The organism is Pedobacter ghigonis, assembly GCF_903166585.1.
GTDB lineage: Bacteria > Bacteroidota > Bacteroidia > Sphingobacteriales > Sphingobacteriaceae > Pedobacter > Pedobacter ghigonis.
Genome location: NZ_CAESCM010000005.1, coordinates 292,446 through 315,732, shown reverse-complemented (window position 1 = coordinate 315,732; position 23,287 = coordinate 292,446). Strand labels below are relative to the sequence as shown.

The window sequence follows — 23,287 nt, the reverse complement described above, 5'->3', positions numbered from 1 at the left end:
AGATTCTAAAAGGCAAAAAAGAGTGAGGCAATATCTCCGTGAGAACATACTATAAGAAGTTGTTTGGGCACAAATCAACTCTCACTCTTTTTCACTTAAATATGTTAAATTTATTATTTTTAAATTTCACAACAAACATAGGAGAACACTAGTTTTTATTTGAGAACATATAAGCACAGCAGCTCCCGACTTCCGACCTCCGATCCCTGACTATTTTGACGGTATAATTCTATCTTAGAAACTAATCTTAATAAATTATCAATTAAGGGGTTCTATAATTTAAAAATTTAATTAGATTTGCCGACTTGTTAAAAAACAGCGAAAGACAAAATTATTTTAAACAAACAATGCAAGGAAAAGGTTTTATTAAGTTTATAGCGATAGTATTAGCTATCGTTTGTGCGTATGCCCTCTCTTTTACTTTGGTTGCATCCAAGGTAGAAAAAGACGCAAAAAACTATGCGAAAGGTGACTTAGCTAAAGAAAAGGCTTACTTAGATTCGATGAGTACCGAAAAAGTTTATCCTGTAACCGGATTCACTTATCAGGAAGTAAAATCGAAAGAAATTAATTTGGGTCTTGACTTAAAAGGCGGAATGAACGTAACGATGGAGATATCGTTAGCTGAATTGGTTAAATCGTTAGCGGGTAACCCTACCGATGCAAACTTCAACAAAGCTGTTCAAAACGCACAGATCCAGTTAAATGCCGGTGGTAAAGATTACATCAAAATTTTCGTTAACGAATTTGAAAAATTAAGTCCAGGTGTAAAACTTGCTGATTATTTTTCAAACCAGGATAACGCATCGCAGTTAAAACCAAATGCAAGCAATGGCGACGTTGAATCTTTCTTAGAAAAAGAAGCAACAAGCGCAATTGATCGTTCGTTTACTGTATTACGTTCTCGTATTGATGGTTTCGGCGTTGTAAGTCCGAACATGCAAAAACAAGAAGGCAGTAACCGCATCTTAATCGAAATGCCAGGTGTACAAGATAAAGAGCGTATTGCTAAACTTTTACAAGGTTCGGCCGAATTACAATTCTGGCAAGTGTACCAGGTACAAGAAGTTGCTCCTTTATTAGAAAACATCAACAAAACTTTAGCTGCAACATTAAAAACTGCTGCTCCTGTTGCAAAAGATACAACTGCTGCCCCTGCTGAAGCCGGAAGCAAATTAGCTGGTTTAGAAAAATCCGCTGCTAAAGATAGCTCGGCTAAAGGTGGTAAACTTGCAGGTTTAGGTAAAAAAGATTCTTCGGCTGTTAGAGCTGAACTGGTAAAATCGAACCCATTATACGCGGTATTGAACTTACCAATTTACCAGGGACAAAACGGACAACAACAATTAATGCCAGGTGCAGTTGTTGGTATGTCGCTACAAAAAGATACTGCAAAAGTTAATGCATATTTAAAAATGCCTGAGGTTGCTGCCGCAATTCCATCTACGATGAAATTTATGTGGAGCGTTAGACCAAGAGAAGGTTCTAAAGTTTTCGAACTATATGCCATTAAAGTAGTAAGTGCCGATGGTAAACCAGATTTAGGTGGTGAGGCAATCAGCGATTCGCGTGCTGACTTTGACCAAAAAGGTAAACCAGAAGTAACCATGTACATGACCAGCGAAGGTGCTGCAAAATGGAAAAAAATTACTGCTGAAGCTTCTGCTGATAAAAATAACTTAAAAGCGATTGCAATCGTATTAGATAACCAGGTTTATTCTGCTCCTACCGTTCAAAACGAGATCCCTAACGGTATTTCACAAATCACCGGTAGCTTTACACAAGCAGACACCAAAGATTTATCAAACATCTTAAAAGCTGGTAAATTACCTGCTCCTGCACGTATTGCAGGTAGCTACATTGTTGGTCCTACTTTGGGTGCTCAAGCTATTCACGATGGTTTAATCTCTTTCGTAATTGCATTTATTGTAATCTTAATCTTCATGGCGTTATATTATCACCGTGCTGGTTGGGTTGCTAACTTTGCCCTTTTAATCAACTTATTCTTCGTTATCGGTATCCTGGTATCGTTAGGCGCTGTGTTAACTTTACCTGGTATCGCCGGTATTGTGTTAACCATCGGTTTATCAGTGGATGCGAACATCCTTATTTTTGAACGTGTACGTGAAGAGCTTGCACATGGTAAAAATGTTGGTGCTGCCATTAAAGAAGGTTTCAAACATGCTATGCCATCAATTATCGACTCGAACGTTACCTTATTCATTTTAGGTGCTATCCTTTATGTTTTTGGTAGTGGTCCGGTTCAGGGTTTTGCAACTACTTTATGTATTGGTATCCTTTCGTCGTTATTTGCTGCTGTAGCCATTTCAAGAGTAGTTTTCGATTCGTTGTTAAACCGTAAAATTGAAGTTAACTTCGATAACAACTTAACCCGTAACGCGTTCAAAAATTTAGCCTTCAACTTTGTTGGCCGTCGTAAAATCTATTATATTATCTCTACCATCATCATTGTTGCTGGTATCGGTATGTACTTCAAAAACGGTGGTTTAAACCTTGGTGTAGACTTTAAAGGTGGTAGAACTTACTTAGTACACTTCGATAAGGCAGTAAGTACTGAAGATATAAAATCGAAATTAACCCCTGTTTTTGATAACGAAACTCCAGAGGTTAAAACTGCAGGCGAAGATAGCCAGGTAAAAATCACCACTACTTTCCACATTGCAGATCAGGATGTTAAAACCGATAAAGTTGTTGAAGATGCTTTAAACAAAGGTTTAGCAGGTTCTAAATATGAAATCGTAAGCTCGCAAAAAGTAACGCCGATTATCGCCAGCGATATCGTAAATGGTGCTTTCTATGCAGTACTGATCTCATGCTTGTTCATGTTTATCTACATCGTTGTAAGGTTTAAAAAATGGCAATATGGTTTAGGTGCGGTAATCGCTTTATTCCACGACGTTTTAATGGTATTATCTTTCTACACCATTTTAGACGGTCTGATGCCATTCTCACTAGAAATTGGTCAGGATTTTATTGCAGCAATTTTAACCGTAATGGGTTACACCATGACTGAGACAGTTGTTGTATTCGACCGTATCCGTGAGAAACTTAAAGAAGCTGGTAAAGACGATTTACATGGCGAAGAGCGTAACAACTTAATCAACTTTGCGTTAAACAGTACCTTAAGCCGTACCATTTTAACTTCGTTAACCGTATTCTTCGTATTATTGGTAATCTTCATTTTCGGTGGCGATAGCATCCGCGGATTCATTTTCGCCTTGTTAATCGGTCGTATCATCGGTACGTACTCATCACTATGTATCTCTACTCCTATCGTAATTGATTTGGGTAGTTCTGCTGAGAAAAAATAAGATCCAAAAATCTTTAAAATACTTAAGCGCTCCGGTTAACCGGGGCGCTTTTTTTATGCCAAACCAAATAAGTTTTGAAAACCTATCTGGTTTAAAATCCACTTAGTCATAACAGCGTTATATCTCCAACAAAACGGCAATTACTACTGCCAAAACCCCATTTTTTAAACCTTTTGGCTATCTTTTTGTTACATTAGTAGCAGATAAACCGATAGAAAATGGATTTACAACTTCCTAAAAGCGAATACCCCAGAGTAGTTATTGTTGGCGGAGGATTTGGTGGGATTGAGTTAGCTAAACGTTTAAAAAATAAACCTTTTCAGGTAGTGATGCTCGATAAACATAACTACCATACTTTTCAGCCTTTGCTGTATCAGGTGGCAACCGGTGGTTTAGAAGCCGATTCGATTGCCTTTCCGCTCCGCAAGATTTTTAAAGGGCAAAAGAATTTAACTTTCAGGGTAACCAAAGTTACAGCTGTTAATCCTGCCGAAAATTGTCTTCAAACCGATATCGGTAAAGTGAGTTACGATTACCTTGTACTCGCCACTGGCTCTACCAGTAATTTCTTTGGCAACCAGGAAATCGAAGCCAATTCGATGCCAATGAAATCCATTCCGGAAGCCCTTGATCTTCGAAGCCTCATTTTACAGAATTTCGAAAAATCACTCATTGAAAAGGATCTGGATAAAAAGAGTGCATTATTAAACTTTGTGGTTGTGGGTGGTGGTCCAACTGGTGTAGAAACCTCTGGAGCCATTGCAGAGCTTAAAAAGCATGTAATACCGAATGATTATCCTGAAATGGATGTGAGCAAGGTAAATATCTATCTGATCGAAAATTCGCCAGAGTTGTTGGGCGTGATGTCGCCCCAGGCACAAAAGAAATCGAAAGATTTCCTGACCGATATGGGCGTGCAGGTAATGAACGAAACACGGGTACTGGGTTACGACGGCCATACGCTTACTTTACAGGATAAGGCTCCTATATTAAGCTCAACGGTGATCTGGAGTGCCGGCGTTAAAGGTCAGGTGATAAACGGCCTCGATAAAGCCGAAATTGTAAGGGGCGGAAGGTTAAAAACCGACACCCAAAACCTGATTGTAGGTTATCCGAATATTTATGCCATTGGCGATGTGGCCGCAATTATTGACGAAGAAACACCAAACGGTCACCCGGGCGTTGCACCAGCAGCCATTCAGCAAGGACATCATCTGGCTAAAAACCTGATCAATATTGTAGAAAACAAGCCACTCGAAAAATTCAAATATTTCGATAAAGGCTCTATGGCTACCGTTGGCCGAAACAAAGCAGTGGTTGATATCGGTAAAATCCGTTTTCAGGGCGTGTTCGCCTGGTTTACCTGGATGTTTGTACACCTGATGACCCTGGTAGGTTTCCGTAATAAAATTATTGTATTTGTAAACTGGATCTGGAGTTATTTTAGCTACGATAGAGGTACCCGTTTAATTATCAGAACCTTTGCAAAAGACAGAAGTGTTGATTATAGGGAGGAAGTACCGAAAGAAGTTCATTAGTTCATGTTTTAATTGGTTAACTGCTTAAATTGGTTAATCGGTTAACTGAGGGACTACGTATAATTCGTTATTAGTTCACACCCTATCCGTCATTGCGAACTGAAGGACAGGCATGAGCAGTTAGCGTGAAGCAATCTTTTTCAATAGGTCATTGGTTCATTTGTTATTGGTTTATAGTCTATAGTTAATAGCCAATATTTCACAACCGAACTGATAATTGGTGATTGGTAATAGGCTAATATCAGATGTTCCATAATCAAACTGAAAATTGTAAACTGATAACTGGATTTATAGCCAAATCCAACTGAAAATTGGTAATTGTTAACTGTAAATTGCTAACTGCAAACTGGTAATTGAAAACTGATATCTAATACTAACCACTTCTTTTTAACGAAAACTTTCCCCAACTTGCGCTTAAACCAAAAATATGAGTCAAAATCAATTCAAGTTAGTAGAATGCCCCCGCGATGCGATGCAGGGTTTAAACGATTTTGTTCCAACCCAACTGAAATCCGAATATCTTAATTTATTACTACAGGTAGGTTTTGATACTTTGGATTTCGGGAGTTTTGTTTCGCCAAAGGCGATTCCGCAAATGGCAGATACGGCTGCTGTTTTAGCAAATCTCGATTTAAGCAATACTAAAACTAAGCTATTGGCCATTGTAGCCAATTTGCGTGGTGTAGAAGCAGCTATCGGGCACCAGGAGATCAATTACCTTGGTTTCCCTTTTTCTATCTCAGAAACGTTTCAGCAACGCAATACCAACTCCAGCATTTCACAATCCCTAAATACAGTCGAAGAAATGCTTGCCCTTTGTGTTAAAAACAACAAGGAGGCTGTAGTTTACCTTTCTATGGGTTTTGGTAATCCTTATGGCGATGAGTGGAATTATGAAATTGTTGAGCAATGGGCAGATGTGTTGGTAAGCAAAGGTGTAAGGATTTTATCTCTGGCTGATACTGTTGGGGTATCAACACCTGAAAAAATTGAAAGTATACTGCCTAAACTGATTTCGAGGTTTAGTGCTACCGAAATTGGTGTGCACTTACACTCCACCCCTGCCGGACGTTTCGAGAAAATAGCCGCCGCCTACCATTCAGGTGTAAAACGAATTGATTCTGCTTTAAAGGGCTTTGGAGGCTGCCCCATGGCTGCTGATGACCTTACCGGCAACATTGCTACCGAAGACGTAATGAGCTTCTTAAAGGCGCAAGGAGAAAGCTTAAACCTGAACCTGGATAAATGGAATGAGGCTATGGCCTTATCGGGAAGGATATTTGGGTGATTTCTTTCTGCTCATACTCACTCGCTTATCGTCATTTCGAGCGAAGTGCAACGAAGTCGAGAAATCTATCTCGAGGTAGATCTCTCCACTCTACTGCGTTCCGGTCGAGATGACGGTTGAATTAAATCGTAGTTAATCGCTAAACCTGCTTCACCATCCTGAAATGTTGAATACCTGCTTCTTCAAACTGCTCTCCTTCCGCAACAAAGCCAAACTTGGCATATAGGCTCATGGCATCAAGCTGCGAATTGAGGTAAATGTAGTGTGCATCATCCGGTAAATCAGATAAAGCTTCGGCAATTAATGCGCGGCCCACCCCGTGGCCTCTAAAGTCTTTTAAAACAGCAAAACGTTCCAGTTTATAGCCACTGTCTGTTTTACGCCAGCGGCAGGCACCACAAGGCTGGCCGTTATGTGTGGCCAAAAAATGTACAGATTCATCTTCATGCTCCCACTCCAGTTCAGGCGGGCAGTTCTGCTCATCTACAAATACAGTTTTGCGAATAGCAAATGCTTTATCTAAATCTTCGGGGTGGTTAATTTTTTGAACTTGCAGACTCATTATTGTGGTGTTTAAAGTGTTTATTCTTTTCTAATTTTAGCTCATTCAGCTCATTTGCAACATCAATTGAATGAGAACAATGAATATCGGCCTCTTTTTTGGCTAATGTAGCCAGCGTAACGTAAAATTTGTGTAACTGATCCAAATCCTTTTCGGTTAAATCTTCAATATCTACCATCCGGTTACTCGCTTTTTCGTGCGCGGCAATCAACTCATTCAGTTTCAATTGTATTGCTTTCCCATCCTTATTTTGTGCTTTTTGAATTAAAAAAACCATCAAAAAGGTAATAATGGTGGTACCAGTATTAATAACCAATTGCCAGGTTTCAGAATAATTGAATACAGGTCCGGTTACAGCCCAAAGGATAACGATAGCAGTTGCAGCAATAAAGGCTGTGGAGCTTCCGGTAAATTTGGTTGCAGCATTGGCAAACCGCTCAAAAAAGTTATTTTTCTTAGTATCAGCTTTAGATTTTCTCATCACAGATTGTTTGCTTAAATATACCATTAAACAAACAAAAGCGCCATAAGTTTTTTATACCTATGGCGCCTTCATTGTTCGTTGTAATGTTAAAGGGCTGTGATGTTGCAACGTTCCAACGTTAAAACCTTTCAACTTTCCAACCTTAAAACCCGTTTACAGTTTATCGTTAACGTTAATGCAGTTTAAGTCTTCGAAAGCAACAGTTAAACGCTTAACGAAAGCTTCTTCAGCCTTACGTAACCATACACGTGGATCGTAATATTTTTTATTTGGCTTATCATCACCTTCAGGGTTACCAATCTGGCCTTGTAAATAAGCTTCGTTCTTTTTGTAATATTCTAAAATACCTTCCCAAAATGCCCACTGCATATCAGTATCGATATTCATTTTAATTGCACCGTAAGAGATTGCTTCTCTGATTTCTTCCTGAGAAGAACCAGAACCACCGTGGAATACGAAGTTAATTGGTTTCTCTGCAGTTAAGCTGAATTTCTCTTTGATGAAATCCTGAGAGTTTTTCAAAATTACCGGCTGTAATTTAACGTTACCTGGTTTATAAACACCATGAACGTTACCAAAAGCAGCTGCAACAGTAAAACGCGGAGAAACTTTGCTCAATTCTTCGTAAGCATAAGCCACTTCACTTGGTTGTGTATATAATTTAGAGCTGTCTACATCGCTGTTATCAACACCATCTTCCTCACCACCTGTTACACCAAGCTCGATTTCGATAGTCATGTTCATTTTAGCCATGCGTGCTAAATATTTAGCAGAAATTTCCATGTTTTCTTCGATCGACTCTTCCGATAAATCCAACATGTGAGATGAAAACAAAGGTTTTCCGGTTTCAGCGAAGAATTTTTCACCGTGATCCAATAATCCATCAATCCATGGCAATAATTTTTTAGCTGCGTGGTCGGTATGTAAAACCACAGCAACACCATAATGTTCTGCCAATAAATGTACATGTTTAGCTGCCGATACAGCACCTAAAATACATGCCTGTAATTTCTCGTTATCTAACGATTTACCAGCATAAAACTGGGCACCACCATTAGATAATTGAATCATAACAGGCGAATTTACTGCCTTTGCAGTTTCCATTACCGCATTTACCGTATTGGTACCGGTAACGTTTACTGCTGGTAAAGCAAACTGATGTTTTTTAGCCTGCTCAAACAATTCTTGAACGGCATCTCCGTAAATTACGCCTTTGTAGCCTTTTAAACTCATTTCTTGTTAATTTTATTAAGTCCGAAGTTATAAAAAAAAATAACATTCCAAGCTTTTATAACAACAGAATTATTTGCCTGACAGCAAAATAAGGCCTGTTTAGTGTAAAAAACACATTATCCTTAGTGTAAAAAAGACACACCTACCTTTAATAATCAATTTCCAATAATCAATAATCAAATAAGTTAAATGCCCCAAAGGGGAAATAAACCCTAAAAAGTAACCAATTTTAAGTAAGCAAATACCAGTTTCAATTACTTCGGCAATTGGCTATCAACTATTCACCAACAACCATCGACTATTTTTACAGTCAATTAGGGTCGAGTTTATTTTATTTTTCGTTTCTTTGCAATCCAATTCTTCAAAAAATTATATGGCTTGGTTTAAGAGAGAAAAAAAAGGTATCATTACCACAACCGAAGAGAAAAAAGAAGCACCGGATGGTTTGTGGAATAAATGTCCAAATTGTAAAAAACCGCTACATCAGGCAGAACTTCAGGAAAACAAATACGTTTGCCATTACTGCGATTACCACCTGAGAGTAGGCTCAAAAGAATATTTCGAGGTTTTATTTGATGATAACGAGTTTAAAGAGCTGTTCCCTAACTTAACATCTGGCGACCCTTTAAAATTTAACGATAACAAACCTTACACCGATAGAATTAAAGAAAGCCAGGCTAAAACCGGCTTAAAAGATGCGATTCGTGCCGGAGTGGGTAAAATAGAAGGTCAGGATATTGTTATTGCCTGTATGGATTTTGCATTCATCGGCGGATCTATGGGTTCGGTAGTAGGTGAAAAAATTGCCCGTTCTATCGATTACAGTATTAAACACAAAGTGCCTTTCCTTATGATTTCCAAATCAGGTGGTGCAAGGATGATGGAAGCTGCATTTTCATTGATGCAAATGGCTAAAACATCAGCTAAACTGGCTTTACTGGGTCAGGCTAAAGTTCCTTATATTTCTTTACTAACCGATCCAACTACAGGTGGTGTAACTGCTTCTTATGCTATGCTGGGCGATATTAACATTGCCGAACCAGGTTCATTGATCGGTTTTGCAGGCCCAAGGGTAATTAAAGAAACCATTAAAAAAGATTTACCAAAAGGTTTCCAAACTTCAGAATTTGTGCTGGAGCACGGTTTCCTCGATTTCATTGTAGATAGAAGAGCCATGAAAGCTAAATTGGGCGCTTTTATTAAAATGATGAATAACTAAATAAATAGGTTAACTGGTTAATTGTTTAAACTGGTTAATTGATTAACAGAAAAGCAGGGCTAGAATAAATCGGTTTATTCAGTCCTGCTTTTTGCTTTATTAGGCTACGCTCCATGCACGCTGCAATCAGGTTTATTTTACGGTAGCTTGCTGTGCTTCGGAAAGGCCGTCCCCTCATGGCGCTTAAACCCACCCCACCCTGCGGGCAACCCTCCTAAGAACTAAGAAGGGGAATAGTGTACCTCGAAAAACAAGACTTCGTATTTTTTTCTTATTTTTAATCTAACCAAACAAAAAATCAGATGAAAAAACTACTTCTTTTAACCTGTCTTATTGCTGCTGCACTAACTATGCAAGCTCAGGATAAAAAAGCGAAGGTACCATACGATGAAGCCCTTGCTAAAAAATTGGGTGCCGACGATTACGGCATGAAGATGTACATTATGGTGATCCTGAAATCGGGCACCAATACCACAGAAACCAAAGCTAAAACAGACAGCCTTTTTGCCGGCCACATGGCCAACATGGGCAAAATGGTTGAGCAAAACAAACTGGTAATTGCCGGACCAATGGGCAAAAACGATAAGAATTACCGCGGTATCTTTATTTTAAACACCAAATCGATGGATGAAGCCAAACAGCTTCTAGAAAACGATCCGGCGATTAAGGCCAAGTTACTAGAGCCAGAACTCTATAACTGGTATGGCTCGGCAGCACTTTCAGAATATCTGCCTTTTCATGATAAGGTACAAAAGAAAAGCTTTTAGTTAGCCTTAAGGTCAGATGTTACCATCTGACCTTTTCTTTTACAAATTTGCAAAACATCAATTTAGTGTCTATTGGTAACAGCCAACACCAATCAACGCCACTGCAACATTTCCATTAACATCCCCCAATCCTAGCCCTTATTTCATAAATTCGTTTTATCAAATAACTAAACCTAACTTAATTATGAATAAAAAGCTACTGTTTTCTGCGCTATTGCTATGCGCTTCGGTCAGTGTTTTCGCACAAGACAAAAAAGTAATCGACAATATTGTTAAAGAAGTAAATGAAAACTCGCAGTTAGAAAAACTTGCGCACGAATTACTGGATGTTGTAGGTCCACGCTTAGTGGGTTCGCCCCAAATGAAGCAGGCCAACGATTGGGCAGTAAAAAAATATAGCGATTGGGGCATTTCAGCCAAAAACGAAAAGTGGGGCGAGTGGGCTGGCTGGGAAAGAGGTGTTACCCACATCGATTTGGTAAGTCCGCGGGTGAGAACGCTCGAAGGAACGCAATTGGCCTGGAGCCCGTCAACCAATGGCAAAGCCATTAACGCTGAAGCCATTATCCTCCCTGAAATTACCGATTCGGTCGCCTTTCAAAAATGGTTACCCAATGTAAAAGGTAAAATCGTACTGATTTCCATGAACCAGCTTTCTGGCCGGCCAGAAAAAAACTGGGAAGAATTTGCCACAAAAGATTTATTCGAAAAATTCAAAAAACAAAAAGCCGATGCGGCGAAAGCATTTGCTGCAGGCATTACCAAAACAGGCTATAATGCTAAAACTTTACCTGTAGCTTTAGAAAATGCAGGAGCAGTTGCGGTGGTTATCAACAACTGGTCGCAAGGCTTTGGCGTTGATAAAATTTTTGGTGCCAATACAACCAAAGTACCAACCCTTGATTTATCTGTAGAGGATTATGGCCTGGTTTACCGTTTAGCTTTAAATGGCAACAAACCGATGCTTAAAATCGAATCGGAATCAAAGAAACTAGGCGCAGTACCTACTTTTAATACCATTGCTGAGATAAAAGGAAAGCAAAAACCGAATGAATACGTGATGCTCTCGGCACACTTCGATTCGTGGGATGGCGCAAGTGGCGCAACCGATAACGGCTCAGGAACCATTTTAATGATGGAAGCTATGCGTATTTTAAAGAAAATTTATCCTAACCCTAAGCGTACCATTCTGGTTGGCCATTGGGGTAGCGAAGAGCAGGGTTTAAACGGATCGAGGGCATTTGTAGAAGATCACCCCGAAATTGTAAATAACCTGCAGGCTTTATTTAATCAGGACAACGGCACCGGCCGCGTGGTTAATATCGGCGGACAAGGCTTTGCCAAATCAAAAGATTACATCACACGTTGGTTAGCTGCCGTACCTGATACCATCAAAAACCAGATCAAAACCAGCTTCCCGGGTACACCTGGCGCAGGAGGATCTGATTTTGCTTCGTTTGTAGCTGCAGGAGCTTTGGGTTATTCGTTAAGCTCAACCAGCTGGGATTATGGCACTTATACCTGGCACACCAACCGCGACAGTTACGATAAACTAGTTTTCGACGAGATTAAAAGTAACGTAATTTTAGCTGCCATCATGGTTTATATGGCATCAGAAGATCCTGAAAAAACTTCTACTGAAAAAGCTACAGATTTACCGGTAAACGAACGTACGGGTAAGCCGGCAAGCTGGCCTGTTCAAACGAAATCGAACAGAAAAGGTGGGTTGTAGTATATTTAGCTAAAACACTGTCATTCTGAGAATTAATTTATTTCATAAAAATCAATATTAGTGACAGCCCCTTCGGAGTCGTCATTGCGAGGAACGAAGCAATCCTACTACTATGGGTGGGAAAAAGCATTACTTCAGTTTCAACTAGCGATCGTTGTAAGATTGCTTCGTTCCTCGCAATGACGGTTTTTCTATGGGTTTATCAATGTTAGGCACGAAGCATCTGCAACCGATGAAACAGATGCTTCGTACCTCAGCATAACACCCCCCTACTCCTCTTTCTTCTGAAATTTATAAAAAAGATACCCCAAGAAAGGTAAAATCAGCACACTTCCCAGCAAAAGTGCCAAACCCAAACTGTAAATGGTTTTCTCTGGTCCGGCGGTTTCCAGCAATGAAATTGCATCTCCGCTTTTTAAACGGATAAAATTCGGAAAGTGGGCATAACTAATCGCCAGGAGAATCATCGTTACCTGAAAGCCTGCTAAAATGCGTAAAACCTTGGTTTTGCCTTTAATCAACAGGTACCACAACAATACAAGCGATAAACTAGCGAGAACAATGGACGATAAACCAACACTGCTTTTAAAAACCCAATCGATTAACGGAATCTTATCCCTTTGTGCAGCAATAAATACCATTGCACCAAAAACTACCGCAGCTATGTTCATAAATTCGGCTTTTTTAATAAAGCGACGTTTATCATGTGCTTCCTTTGTTTCACCAATCAAATAGATTGCTGCTAAGAAACCACAAAGTGCAACCGTAAAGAAGCCAACAGCAACCGAAAACCAGTTTAACCAACCCGAAATATAGGCGGTATAAAAGTCTGTCGCCTGCGTATCAATATGGCCCGAAATCAGGCTTCCGGCAATGATCCCCAGAAACAAAGCGGTAACAAAGCTCGAATACCTGAAAATACGGTTATATAACCACTGCATATCGTCTTTAACGGCATCGTAATGGCGAAAAACAAATGCAGTTCCGCGGGCAATGATTCCGATGAGCATAATCGCCAATGGAATATGCAGGTAAACCGACATGGTGGTGTAAATAAACGGGAAACCCACAAAAAGAATTACAATGGCAATAATCAGCCACATATGGTTGGCCTCCCATACCGGACCAATGGCCTGGTACATGGTTTTACGGGTTTTGCTCCTGTTCTTGGTTGAAGTAAACAATTCAATAATTCCGGCACCAAAATCGGCTCCGCCCAATAAAAAGTAGAGCAGAATGGCCATGCATAAAAAGGTAATTACTACGTGTTCCATAATTTATTTTTTGCCACAGATTTACACTGGTAAACACAGATTTTTAAAGAAATTAAGCAACATACATCAAAATTTTTATCCGTGTTCATCCTTTTCAGCTGTGGTTAATGATCATTCTGTCCAGTTTTATTATACAATACAGGTACCATTTTAATCTGTCGGTAAAGCAGAAAGGTTACAATAATGCTCAGCGAAAAATAAATGGCCGAGAAAATATAAAAAGAGTATGCGATGCCCGGCATTGGCGTAACCGCATCTTTAGTGCGCATAATACCATAAATGATCCATGGCTGGCGTCCAACCTCTGTTACCACCCAACCGGCCTCTAAAGCAACGTAACCCAGCGGTATGGCCATTACAAAAAGCTTTAATAACCAGGGTTGTTCTAATAAAGATCGTTTTTTAAACAGATTAAAGAAATACACCAGTGAAATCAGCATCAGCAAGGTGCCAATCCCTACCATAATCTGGAAGGCATAATGCGTTACCGCTACCGGTGGATGCTCATTCTCCGGAATCTGATCCAGCCCCTTCACCTCAGCGCTAAAATCGCCATGTGCAAGGAAGCTTAAAGCCCCGGGAATTTTGATTGCTCCTTTAACCGTTTTATCCTGTTCGTTTACTATCCCTCCAATTAACAGAGGTGCAGGTTTTTCGGTTTTATAAAGCGCTTCCATTGCAGCAAGTTTAGCCGGCTGCCTTTTGGCCACATCTTTGGCCGAAATATCGCCGCTTAGGGGTTGCAACAAAGCACCAATACAGGCAAATACAGCTGCAATCTTAAAAGCTTTTAAATGAAATTCGCGGTTATTGTTGCGTAATATCATTAAAGCATGCACGCCTGCTACGGCAAATCCGGTGGCCGTAAATGCAGCCAGGCACATGTGCAATGCCTGCGAAAACCAGGCTTTGTTAAACATGGCCTGTATGGGATCGATATTTAGATATTGACCGTTCGTAAAATCGAAACCAGCCGGACTGTTCATCCAGGCATTTGCAGCCACAACCAGTATACCTGAGGCCAGACCGCTAACGCCGACCACCATTCCGGTAAACCAATGGAACCATTTGTTCAGTTTATTCCAACCGTATAAGAAAAAACCTAAGGCAATGGCTTCGATAAAAAACGCAGTTCCTTCTAACGAAAAAGGCATCCCGAATATTGGTCCAGCGTGGTCCATAAATTTGGGCCAGAGCAAGCCCAGCTCGAACGAAAGCATGGTACCCGAAACTGCACCAGTGGCAAAGAAAATGGCCACACCTTTGCTCCAGGCTTTGGTAAGGTTTTTATATACCTCGTTATTGGTTTTTAACCATTTGTAATGAGATACCGCCATAAAAAACGGCATCACCATACCTATGCACGAAAAAATAATGTGAAAGCCCAGAGACAGGGCCATTTGGGAACGGGCTGCGATAAAATCATCCATATCTGATGTTCGATTTTGTGTAACACAAATATAGCAGATAAGGGTTTAGTTAGGTCAGATTAACAAGCTCTGTTTAGAATTATTTTAAATATAGAACGTTTATAAATTGAAAAAAGATTTGCAGGTGTTATAAGGCCCAAATTATCGTATACTAGTTAATTCCAAACAAAAAAATGTTTTTTATTAATTGGAGCGAAGTGAATGAAACATCTTTAATCAGATTTCTCGGCTTCGTTTCACTTCGCTCGAAATGACGATTGGAATAATGAGACTAAACTCCCTTCAACTCATCATAAGCGGCTGTTAGGCTTCTTTGGATGCCGTCGCCCTTCCATTCAGGTGCGCCTGGAATGGTTGTAGCTTTTAAAATCTCGTCTTTACTTTTACCCGCTTTAATTTCAGTCCCAACAAAGCTGAGTAAACTTTGCAGGTAATTCTGATAAGCTTTTATATCGGCTTTGTTTCCGGTTACTTTTTCGGGATCCAGGCTGTGCCCCCAGATAAACAGCGTATCGTTATCGAACTGATTGGTGATTTTATCCAATGCAGTAATCCAGTTGCCAATATGCGCACCATTCTCCCTGTCGATATACGGGAACCTGCGGTTAAAAACCAGATCGCCAACATGCACAATATTCGAGTTTTCGAAATGATAAACGGCATCGCCATTGGTATGGCCCGAACCATAATAGTAAGCACTGATTTTCTCATCCCCAACTTTTGCTTTCCATCCTGTACCAAAGGTCATATCGGGCAGCAGTTGTTTATCGAGGTTATTGGCTTTTTCTGCAGCTCTCTTTTGGTTAACCAGCGAATTTTGGTGAGCAACCACTTTTTGGGCAAGGTCTTTAAAGGCGATATTACCAGCGGTATGGTCGCCATGGTGGTGCGTATTAATGAGGTATTTAAAGGGTTTATCGCCCAGTTTTTTCAGTTCTTCTATAACATGTGGAGCAGAAGTTGGAAACTGTGCATCTACCACTACGAATCCATTGCCTGCATTGAGCCAGCCTATAGTGCCGCCTTGCTCGGTAAATATACCTACGTTATTGCGCAAAGGCTTAAAGTTATACGCCCTTAATAGTTCCTGTTGCGCAAAAGCATCTGTTTTATATAAAGCAAGCATGGCCATAGCCAATGCCGAGTTTTTGATAAAGTTTCTTCTTTCCATTTTTTATCTCCATTAAAAAGCCACAGCAATTGCCGTGGCTTAAATGTAATCAATTTGCTGTATTTTTTCTGCCGGCCAGCATTATATTCCTGATCCGGGAGTAGGTCCGGGTTCGTGACCTGGCCCCAATGGGTTATTTTTACGTTTATTGTCTTTAGTAAAGAGATTGGTTGTTACCTTCGATGATTTATTCTCATCCAGGGTATCATGCTCCCGCACATCTTCTACTTTTTTATCCAGTAAATCGTTCTCAACAACTTTACCTTTTTCTTTATTTGTTTCCATAGCTCTGTAAATTGATGTACTATAGGAACAAGCTAAAAATCAGATTGTTTTTGGCCAGTTGTTTAAGGAATATATTTATCCGTAAGACTAAATCCCTCCACGGCCTCTCCGGAGAAAAGCTGCATTGAAATATCGGGATTTAATAACAGCCAGGGTTAAAGCATGGCCCCCGGAAGTTTTCCCAATTCGTGGATACATCCAAAAGAATGGAACCTCCTTTTGTGTATTTTATTGAAATGATTAGAAGATTCGAATGAAAATGGTGCCAGGATAAACTTGTAAATGTGTTTCCTGTCTTCGTTTAAATTTTCATCTGCCTTCGCGTTTTTTAGATTTTGGTTGGTTTGGCTCTTTTCCATGACGATATAGATTGTAGAAAACTTGTTAGTTTTCAGGGTTAACGAATTTTAATACCAATGCCTTTTTTGTTCGCTATGGAGCCTCATCAAAAAAGCTATTTTAAAATTTGCTTAACCTTATACCAGGGGATATTGATAAGGTTTCGTTCAGGAACTACAGATAAAATGGCTTGAATTGCCCTTATTTTAATTAAATATAAGTTTTATTTTCGGTTTTTGCAAGAGCTTTTTTATGCAAATAAAATCAGGTACATGCTATTCGACCTTAAATAGTAGCACTGGCTGTCCTTTATAAGCCTGATTGAAATGGCATTCCGATCTTTCATCGGAATATAATGAAAAGCAGGACGAACCTTAAAATGAAATGCTGTGCTTGCTTTCCAAAAAAAATCACTCAATCATTAAACAAAAAAAAGTCCCAACTTTCATTGAGACTCTCCTATTTGGTTAATGATATTTTTTATGCTAAAGCATTTTGCTTCACAACCATTTTTACTTTTTCGATTACATAATCCAGGTCTTCTTTAGTAGTATATTTACTGAAAGAAAAACGTACCGACGGGCGGTTTGGATCGGCTTTGATACCGTTTAATACATGCGAGCCAATGTTAGAGCCCGACGAGCAGGCACTGCCACCAGAGGCACAGATCCCATTGATATCTAAATTGAACAACAACATATCGGCCATATCCATTTCAGGGAACGATACGTTTAATACCGTATAAAGGCTCTTGTCGGCATCGGTTTCGCCATTAAAAGCAATCCCCGGAATTTCGGCAATAAGTTGTGCTTTCAGGTAATCTTTCAACCCCTGAATATAGGTTTGGTGCTGATCCATTTCTGCATAGGCAATTTCGAGCGCTTTGGCCAACCCTACAATACCATATACGTTTTCGGTACCGCCGCGCATGTTGCGTTCCTGTGCACCGCCATAAATCATCGGTGGGATTTTAATATTGCTGTTTACGTAAAGGAAACCAACACCTTTTGGTCCGTGCAGCTTATGTGCTGCGCAAACAATAAAATGTGCTTTCAGCTCGCGTACATTGTGGCGGTAGTGCCCCATGGTTTGTACGGTATCGGCATGGTAAATGGCATTATATTTTTCGCAGATATCGCCCACTTTAACCATATCGGTAAGTGTACCCAATTCGTTATTGGCATGCATTAAAGAAACAAATGTACGCTCGTTATTTTGAAGCAGTTCTTCTAAATGGTTGTAATCGATATTTCCTTTCTCGTCGATATTAACGAAACTTAGTTTATCGATTTCGCCATTTTTAAGCATGGTATTTAAGGTATGCTCAACCGCATGATGCTCTATTTTAGAAGTAATGGCATGTTTAATACCATAGGCAAAAATACCGCAACGAATGGCTGTATTATCAGCTTCAGTGCCACCTGATGTAAAAAACACTTCCGATGGGGATGCATTTAATAAGCCTGAAACAGTTTTACGGGCCTTTTCTACCAGCGTTCTCACTTCACGGCCCAACGCATGAATGGCAGATGGGTTACCGAAGTAATTTTCCATCACGTTTGTCATTTCTGCGATTACCTCTTTATCTAAAGGCGTTGTGGCCGCATTATCTAAATAGACCCTTTTCATTTTTACGAATAATTAATTAGTTAGTGCACTGCGGGTACTATTGTTGCCAATAGTTCCCGTTTTTATTAACCGTGATTTAACTATTGTTAAACCACGGCTTTTTACCTTAAGCGTTTGATCAAATTGTATTGATCAAAACCGGTTACAGGTGTAATATTTCTTTAATGTCAGAAATGATTTTGTTTGCCAGGTTCTCGGCAATGGTTTCATTTTCTGCTTCACTGTAGATCCTGATGATCGGTTCAGTGTTTGAACGGCGCAAATGTACCCAAGTTTTATCAAATTCTATCTTTAAACCATCAATTGTGCTATAAGGCTGACTTTTATACTTCTCTTCTACCTGTTTCAATAAATTATCGATATCCATTTCTGGCGTAAGGGTAATTTTATTTTTAGAAATATGGTATTGTGGGTAGCTGGCCCTTAGTACCGAAATAGATTTACCAAATTTAGCTAAATGTGTTAAGAACAACGCAATACCTACCAAAGCATCTCTACCGTAGTGCGATTCAGGGTAAATGATACCACCGTTGCCTTCGCCACCGATAATGGCATTGCTGGCTTTCATTTTATTCACTACGTTAACCTCGCCTACTGCTGATGCATTGTACTCGGCACCTGCTGCTTCAGTAACATCGCGCAGCGCACGGGTTGATGAAAGGTTAGAAACCGTGTTACCAGGTGTATTTTTCAATACGTAATCAGCAACAGCAACCAGGGTATATTCTTCGCCAAACATGCTACCATCTTCGTTTACAAAGCATAAACGGTCAACATCCGGATCCACAACGATACCTAAATCGGCATTTTGCTTTTGAACTTCTTTCGATATTTCGGTTAAATTCTCAGGCAAAGGCTCCGGGTTATGCGGAAAATGTCCATCAGGTGTACAATATAATTCTACCACTTTGTTTACTCCAAGGGCTTTTAGTAAAGCTGGAATAAAAATACCTCCGGTAGAATTTACACAATCAATCACGACTTTAAAATCGGCTTTTTTAATGGCTTCTACATCAACCAGTGGTAAGGCCAAAACCTTATCAATGTGTTTTTGAAGATAAGTATCGTTTTTAATTACTTTTCCCAATTTATCTACATCAGCGAAATCAAAGTCTGCAGTTTCGGCCAAATCTAAAACCTCTTTACCATCGGCATCAGAAATAAATTCGCCCTTGCCATTCAGTAATTTCAAGGCATTCCACTGTTTTGGGTTGTGGCTGGCTGTTAAAATAATACCACCACCGGCATTTTCATCCGGTACGGCCACCTCTACAGTTGGCGTAGTTGACAAGCCTAAATCGATAACTTCGATACCAAGCCCTTGTAAGGTTCCAATAACCAGATTGTTCACCATCTCGCCCGAGATTCGTGCATCGCGGCCCAAAACTATTCTTTTATTGCCCGTTTTGCTTACTACCCAGCTACCAAAAGCAGCGGTAAATTTCACAATATCAAATGGAGTTAAGCCGTCGCCAGCTCTTCCACCTATGGTTCCTCGTATTCCTGAAATTGATTTTATTAAAGTCACTGTGTATAATTTATTTGAGGTTCAAAAATAACAAAAAAAACAAAATAGCCATTATCTTAAGCCCCTTCAAACCTGTTTATTTACATTGATTTTATATCTATTAATACGATGTAACCGATAGAAATACCTCCCTTATCAAAATCAAACGTGTGTTCAGTTTTGAACCTCAGCGATAAAAAATCGATGCACCTTGCGGTTTTCTTTCCCGGGGCTGGCATAAAAATTTGCGCCTGTAAATCTGTAAGCCAGCAGCTTATTAATTTTTATGCAATAATGTTGCATAAAAGCCACCGAAAACTTTAGGAGCGGTGGTAAAAGCTTATATTTGCAAATTCCAAAACATAAACGGCTATATATGCAACGCAAGTGGTTCCAATATTGGTTTAATTCGCCATATTATCATATTCTCTACCAGCAAAGGAACGATGCCGAAGCCGAATTTTTTATCGATAAACTTACGCAGTACCTGCAACCGCATGACGATGCAAAAATGCTGGATATTGCCTGCGGAAAAGGTCGCCACTCCATTTACCTCAACAAAAAAGGTTTTGATGTTACCGGAATAGATTTATCGGAACAAAGCATTAAATACGCCAAACAATTCGAAAACAATAAACTCCATTTCCTCGTACACGATATGCGGAGATTGTTTTACATCAATTATTTTGATATCGCACTAAACCTGTTTACCAGTTTTGGTTATTTTGATACCGAAAAAGACCATGTAAATGCGCTAAAAACCTTTAGAAAGTGCTTAACAGCCGAGGGGATTCTGGTTTTAGATTACTTTAATACCGAAAAAATCATCCGCAATTTAAATTCCTGCGAAACCAAATCGCTGGATGGTATTACTTTTAATATCACTAAAAATGTGGTTGAAGGAAAAATTATCAAGAAAATAAATTTCGAAGACAACAAAAAGGTTTACAATTTCGAAGAGCGGGTTCAGGCATTCAGCTTTGAAGATTTTCAGCGCATGCTAAACAAAGCGGGTATGGTAATCGAAAAAACCTTTGGTAGTTACGCACTTGATGATTTTAACGAATCGGACTCAGACCGCTTAATTTTAATTTGCAAAAAAGCATGATAGAAAGCATACAACAATTTGATGTAGACTTGTTTTTGAAAATCCACCGCGGACTTTCAAACAGCTTTTTTGACTGGTTGATGCCATTAATGCGCAACCGCTTTTTCTGGTCGCCATTGTACCTTTTCATCGTTGTTTTTTGCATCAAACAATATAAAAAACAAGGCTACTATATCATCGGAATGGTGCTTTTTACTTTTGCCATGGGCGATTTAATCGCTTCGAGAGTAGTAAAACCCTTAGTAGCAAGGGTGCGCCCCTGCAATGATATGAGCCTGGCCAACGAAATTATACACCGCGTACCTTGTGGCAGCGGACTGAGTTTTCCTTCGGCACACGCTACCAATCATTTTGCCATCGCGGTATTTTTGATTTGCCTTTTTTATAGTCGCTGGAAACCCATTTTACCGATTGGACTATTCTGGGCCTTTATTATCAGTTTTGCACAGGTATATGTAGGCGTACATTATCCGGTAGATGTAACAACAGGTGCTTTTTTGGGCATCACCATTGGCATTATTTGTTCAAGAATATTTAAAAAATTACAACCTGATTTTTAACCTATGGAAATCTGGAAACTCTGTGTACTCTTTTTTTGCGCCTTTTTAGGTGGAACTGCCATTTTTCTAGTTAAAAGTGACAAATCGAAGCTGCTAAAGCTTATTTTATCTTTTAGCGGGGCTTATTTATTTGCCATTACGGTTTTACATCTCATTCCGGATGCGTATAGCGGCCCTGATAAGGCACAGATTGGCATTTTTATACTGGTTGGTTTCCTTTTACAGGTTTTTCTCGAACAATTTTCGGAAGGTGTAGAGCATGGCCATATCCATAAACACCACGACGGGCACGTTTTTCCTTTCGGTATCATGATCAGCCTTTGTTTGCATGCTTTTTTAGAAGGGATGCCCCTGGCAAAAGAACAGCATAATGAGTTAATTTTTGGTATCTCTTTGCACCATATCCCGGCTGCATTCGCTTTGGCGAGTATTTTAATGCAAAACCATTTTAAAAAGGGCAGCATTATGCTTTACCTGATCATATTTGCAGTAATGGCACCACTGGGTTTTTACGTAAGCGTAGGGCTTAGTAATGGAAGTATTGGTGGTATTGATGCTTATTTTAACAAAATTATGGGCATCGTTATTGGTATCTTCTTGCACATTTCTACTACTATACTATTCGAATCGAGCGCCGACCATAAAATTAATACCCGTAAAATGATTGCTGTGCTTTTGGGCATAGGTGTTGCCTTGATCGGCTTCTTCGCTGGGCATTAGATCAGTTGGCAGTTGGCAGTTGACAGTTTTCAGTAGACAGTTTTCAGTTTACGGTTGGCAATTAATCGATTTAAACAGTTAATCCATTACCATTTTCAAGCAATCGCCCATACATCCGGTTCTAAACGTTTATAGTCGTTTAAATTTATTCCATCTGATTAAAATGAATTAAATTCGTATATGGAAATCATTGTAAATGAACCTGCTGTAGCTTATAGTAAAAGACGTTACACCGTTGAAGAATACCTGGAGATGGAAAAACCATCGAATGTAAAACATGAGTATTATCAGGGTGAGATAATTGCCATGTCTGGTGCCGGACTTAATCACAATAAAATTTTCAGCAATATTTTTTATGGAACTGGGTATTAACCTAAAGGGTAAACCCTGCAGGCCTTATGGAAGTGATATGCGAATGAATGTCCCTGAGAATACCTTATTCACCTATCCCGACATATCCATTTATTGTAATGGTTTAATGCACAGCGATGTTGATGAAGAAACCTTTATTTTACCAACAGTGATCATCGAAATCCTATCACCTTCAACCAAAAATTACGACAGAGGCAAAAAATTTAACCTGTATAAAGATATTCCATCATTAAAGGAATACATCATGATCGATTCTGAATCGGTTTCGGTAGAGGTATATTACATTAATGAAGAAAAAAACTGGATGCTAAACAAGCACCAAGACATTTCTGAGACCTTAACCTTTGTTTCGATGGGATTTGATGTGGCGCTGAGCGACATCTACAATTATGTTAATTTTTAAGATAAAAAGTTCCGTACGATAAGCTGCTAATTCCAAACTGTTTACTGTGAATTGTTAAACTGCACTATTTCTTCTCTTTTTTCTTTCCAAAACCCCATGGGCAGTGCTTGCACTTATTTTTACAACATGAACCACGCTTTAAATGGTAAGCTTCGGTAAAAACCATTAAGCCTGCTTCGTTAAAATAAAAGTCTTCGCCTTCTTTCATTTGGGTAATTTTGAATGGGTAAATGATTGAATTAGTGATTGATTAATTTTATACCTGCCTTAATATTTTCTCATTCAAAATTCTAATATGCTATAATTAATAATTGATTGATTGATTGATTTTAGT

At 39.4% G+C, this 23,287-nt stretch carries 22 protein-coding genes; 11 read left to right on the top strand and 11 right to left on the bottom strand.

The window, feature by feature from the left end:
• The first annotated feature begins 347 nt into the window (after positions 1–347).
• The 3 genes from secDF (at position 348) to HWV58_RS10350 (ending at position 6,158) form a co-directional block, all read left to right on the top strand.
• Positions 348–3,332 carry a protein translocase subunit SecDF gene (gene secDF / locus HWV58_RS10360; protein WP_175634029.1) on the top strand — a complete coding sequence of 995 codons (2,985 nt, stop codon included), beginning with the start codon at positions 348–350 and terminating at the stop codon, positions 3,330–3,332.
• 218 nt (positions 3,333–3,550) lie between these two features.
• Positions 3,551–4,870 carry an NAD(P)/FAD-dependent oxidoreductase gene (locus HWV58_RS10355; protein ID WP_175634028.1) on the top strand — a complete coding sequence of 440 codons (1,320 nt, stop codon included), beginning with the start codon at positions 3,551–3,553 and terminating at the stop codon, positions 4,868–4,870.
• A 427-nt stretch (positions 4,871–5,297) separates the two neighbouring features.
• A complete protein-coding gene (locus tag HWV58_RS10350) occupies positions 5,298–6,158 on the top strand; it encodes a hydroxymethylglutaryl-CoA lyase (RefSeq protein ID WP_175634027.1) in 861 nt (286 codons plus the stop codon).
• A gap of 139 nt (positions 6,159–6,297) precedes the next feature.
• Here the strand turns inward: HWV58_RS10350 and HWV58_RS10345 are convergent, their stop codons facing one another.
• The 3 genes from HWV58_RS10345 to fbaA form a co-directional block, all read right to left on the bottom strand.
• Positions 6,298–6,720, bottom strand: coding sequence for a GNAT family N-acetyltransferase (locus HWV58_RS10345; protein WP_175634026.1), 423 nt, complete (start codon positions 6,718–6,720; stop codon positions 6,298–6,300).
• A complete protein-coding gene (locus HWV58_RS10340) occupies positions 6,695–7,201 on the bottom strand; it encodes a low affinity iron permease family protein (protein WP_175634025.1) in 507 nt (168 codons plus the stop codon). Before HWV58_RS10340 ends, HWV58_RS10345 begins: the two co-directional genes overlap by 26 nt.
• 156 nt (positions 7,202–7,357) lie before the next feature.
• Positions 7,358–8,437 carry a class II fructose-bisphosphate aldolase gene (fbaA, locus tag HWV58_RS10335; protein ID WP_090771287.1) on the bottom strand — a complete coding sequence of 360 codons (1,080 nt, stop codon included), beginning with the start codon at positions 8,435–8,437 and terminating at the stop codon, positions 7,358–7,360.
• A 373-nt stretch (positions 8,438–8,810) separates the two neighbouring features.
• Here fbaA and accD point away from each other — a divergent pair, with 373 nt between their 5' ends.
• From accD to HWV58_RS10320, 3 genes are all read left to right on the top strand, one after another.
• Complete coding sequence (gene accD / locus HWV58_RS10330; protein WP_124561310.1) at positions 8,811–9,656, top strand: acetyl-CoA carboxylase, carboxyltransferase subunit beta; 846 nt, start codon at positions 8,811–8,813, stop codon at positions 9,654–9,656.
• 302 nt (positions 9,657–9,958) lie between these two features.
• On the top strand, positions 9,959–10,423 hold the full coding sequence (locus HWV58_RS10325; RefSeq protein WP_175634024.1) for a YciI family protein: 465 nt from the start codon (positions 9,959–9,961) through the stop codon (positions 10,421–10,423).
• A 184-nt stretch (positions 10,424–10,607) separates the two neighbouring features.
• A complete protein-coding gene (locus HWV58_RS10320) occupies positions 10,608–12,155 on the top strand; it encodes a M20/M25/M40 family metallo-hydrolase (protein WP_175634023.1) in 1,548 nt (515 codons plus the stop codon).
• 269 nt (positions 12,156–12,424) lie between these two features.
• On the opposite strand, the gene HWV58_RS10315 is transcribed toward HWV58_RS10320, so the two are convergent.
• The 7 genes from HWV58_RS10315 to glmM form a co-directional block, all read right to left on the bottom strand.
• Positions 12,425–13,429 (bottom strand): cytochrome d ubiquinol oxidase subunit II, encoded by a 1,005-nt coding sequence (locus HWV58_RS10315; protein WP_175634022.1) that lies wholly within the window; start codon positions 13,427–13,429, stop codon positions 12,425–12,427.
• Between the two features lie 104 nt (positions 13,430–13,533).
• On the bottom strand, positions 13,534–14,859 hold the full coding sequence (locus tag HWV58_RS10310; protein WP_175634021.1) for a cytochrome ubiquinol oxidase subunit I: 1,326 nt from the start codon (positions 14,857–14,859) through the stop codon (positions 13,534–13,536).
• 271 nt (positions 14,860–15,130) lie between these two features.
• A complete protein-coding gene (locus HWV58_RS10305; protein WP_175634020.1) occupies positions 15,131–16,030 on the bottom strand; it encodes an MBL fold metallo-hydrolase in 900 nt (299 codons plus the stop codon).
• An 81-nt stretch (positions 16,031–16,111) separates the two neighbouring features.
• The gene (locus tag HWV58_RS10300) at positions 16,112–16,315 is read right to left on the bottom strand and encodes a hypothetical protein (protein ID WP_090771276.1); all 204 of its coding nucleotides are present in this window, start codon (positions 16,313–16,315) and stop codon (positions 16,112–16,114) included.
• A 155-nt stretch (positions 16,316–16,470) separates the two neighbouring features.
• A complete protein-coding gene (locus tag HWV58_RS10295) occupies positions 16,471–16,674 on the bottom strand; it encodes a hypothetical protein (protein WP_175634019.1) in 204 nt (67 codons plus the stop codon).
• A 460-nt stretch (positions 16,675–17,134) separates the two neighbouring features.
• On the bottom strand, positions 17,135–18,283 hold the full coding sequence (locus tag HWV58_RS10290) for a cysteine desulfurase family protein (protein ID WP_175634018.1): 1,149 nt from the start codon (positions 18,281–18,283) through the stop codon (positions 17,135–17,137).
• Positions 18,284–18,425: 142 nt separating this feature from the next.
• Positions 18,426–19,811, bottom strand: coding sequence for a phosphoglucosamine mutase (gene glmM / locus HWV58_RS10285; protein ID WP_175634017.1), 1,386 nt, complete (start codon positions 19,809–19,811; stop codon positions 18,426–18,428).
• A gap of 355 nt (positions 19,812–20,166) precedes the next feature.
• Between glmM and HWV58_RS10280 the strand changes: the two genes are divergently transcribed.
• The 5 genes from HWV58_RS10280 (at position 20,167) to HWV58_RS10260 (ending at position 22,953) form a co-directional block, all read left to right on the top strand.
• Complete coding sequence (locus tag HWV58_RS10280) at positions 20,167–20,898, top strand: class I SAM-dependent methyltransferase (protein ID WP_175634016.1); 732 nt, start codon at positions 20,167–20,169, stop codon at positions 20,896–20,898.
• Positions 20,895–21,458, top strand: a complete 564-nt coding sequence (locus HWV58_RS10275) for a phosphatase PAP2 family protein (RefSeq protein WP_175634015.1) — start codon at positions 20,895–20,897, stop codon at positions 21,456–21,458. Before HWV58_RS10280 ends, HWV58_RS10275 begins: the two co-directional genes overlap by 4 nt.
• Before the next feature lie 3 nt (positions 21,459–21,461).
• Positions 21,462–22,178: a ZIP family metal transporter gene (locus tag HWV58_RS10270; protein WP_175634014.1), complete on the top strand. Its 717-nt coding sequence runs from the start codon at positions 21,462–21,464 to the stop codon at positions 22,176–22,178.
• 180 nt (positions 22,179–22,358) lie between these two features.
• A complete protein-coding gene (locus HWV58_RS24480) occupies positions 22,359–22,550 on the top strand; it encodes a Uma2 family endonuclease (RefSeq protein ID WP_175634013.1) in 192 nt (63 codons plus the stop codon).
• Complete coding sequence (locus HWV58_RS10260) at positions 22,534–22,953, top strand: Uma2 family endonuclease (RefSeq protein ID WP_175634012.1); 420 nt, start codon at positions 22,534–22,536, stop codon at positions 22,951–22,953. The genes HWV58_RS24480 and HWV58_RS10260 overlap by 17 nt, the downstream gene beginning before the upstream one ends.
• A gap of 64 nt (positions 22,954–23,017) precedes the next feature.
• On the opposite strand, the gene HWV58_RS10255 is transcribed toward HWV58_RS10260, so the two are convergent.
• Positions 23,018–23,161, bottom strand: coding sequence for a DUF5522 domain-containing protein (locus HWV58_RS10255; protein WP_175634011.1), 144 nt, complete (start codon positions 23,159–23,161; stop codon positions 23,018–23,020).
• Positions 23,162–23,287: the final 126 nt, after the last annotated feature.

Coding starts and splice junctions, on each gene's coding strand:
- HWV58_RS10355 (WP_175634028.1), top strand. CDS start 3,551: ATGGATTTACAACTTCCTAAAAGCGAATACCCCAGAGTAGTTATTGTT.
- HWV58_RS10280 (WP_175634016.1), top strand. CDS start 20,167: ATGCAACGCAAGTGGTTCCAATATTGGTTTAATTCGCCATATTATCAT.
- HWV58_RS10295 (WP_175634019.1), bottom strand. CDS start 16,674: ATGGAAAAGAGCCAAACCAACCAAAATCTAAAAAACGCGAAGGCAGAT.
- HWV58_RS10315 (WP_175634022.1), bottom strand. CDS start 13,429: ATGGAACACGTAGTAATTACCTTTTTATGCATGGCCATTCTGCTCTAC.
- HWV58_RS24480 (WP_175634013.1), top strand. CDS start 22,359: ATGGAAATCATTGTAAATGAACCTGCTGTAGCTTATAGTAAAAGACGT.
- HWV58_RS10310 (WP_175634021.1), bottom strand. CDS start 14,859: ATGGATGATTTTATCGCAGCCCGTTCCCAAATGGCCCTGTCTCTGGGC.
- HWV58_RS10350 (WP_175634027.1), top strand. CDS start 5,298: ATGAGTCAAAATCAATTCAAGTTAGTAGAATGCCCCCGCGATGCGATG.
- HWV58_RS10275 (WP_175634015.1), top strand. CDS start 20,895: ATGATAGAAAGCATACAACAATTTGATGTAGACTTGTTTTTGAAAATC.
- HWV58_RS10270 (WP_175634014.1), top strand. CDS start 21,462: ATGGAAATCTGGAAACTCTGTGTACTCTTTTTTTGCGCCTTTTTAGGT.
- HWV58_RS10320 (WP_175634023.1), top strand. CDS start 10,608: ATGAATAAAAAGCTACTGTTTTCTGCGCTATTGCTATGCGCTTCGGTC.
- secDF (WP_175634029.1), top strand. CDS start 348: ATGCAAGGAAAAGGTTTTATTAAGTTTATAGCGATAGTATTAGCTATC.
- accD (WP_124561310.1), top strand. CDS start 8,811: ATGGCTTGGTTTAAGAGAGAAAAAAAAGGTATCATTACCACAACCGAA.
- HWV58_RS10290 (WP_175634018.1), bottom strand. CDS start 18,283: ATGAAAAGGGTCTATTTAGATAATGCGGCCACAACGCCTTTAGATAAA.
- HWV58_RS10300 (WP_090771276.1), bottom strand. CDS start 16,315: ATGGAAACAAATAAAGAAAAAGGTAAAGTTGTTGAGAACGATTTACTG.
- fbaA (WP_090771287.1), bottom strand. CDS start 8,437: ATGAGTTTAAAAGGCTACAAAGGCGTAATTTACGGAGATGCCGTTCAA.
- HWV58_RS10325 (WP_175634024.1), top strand. CDS start 9,959: ATGAAAAAACTACTTCTTTTAACCTGTCTTATTGCTGCTGCACTAACT.
- HWV58_RS10340 (WP_175634025.1), bottom strand. CDS start 7,201: ATGAGAAAATCTAAAGCTGATACTAAGAAAAATAACTTTTTTGAGCGG.
- HWV58_RS10260 (WP_175634012.1), top strand. CDS start 22,534: ATGGAACTGGGTATTAACCTAAAGGGTAAACCCTGCAGGCCTTATGGA.
- HWV58_RS10255 (WP_175634011.1), bottom strand. CDS start 23,161: ATGAAAGAAGGCGAAGACTTTTATTTTAACGAAGCAGGCTTAATGGTT.
- HWV58_RS10305 (WP_175634020.1), bottom strand. CDS start 16,030: ATGGAAAGAAGAAACTTTATCAAAAACTCGGCATTGGCTATGGCCATG.
- HWV58_RS10345 (WP_175634026.1), bottom strand. CDS start 6,720: ATGAGTCTGCAAGTTCAAAAAATTAACCACCCCGAAGATTTAGATAAA.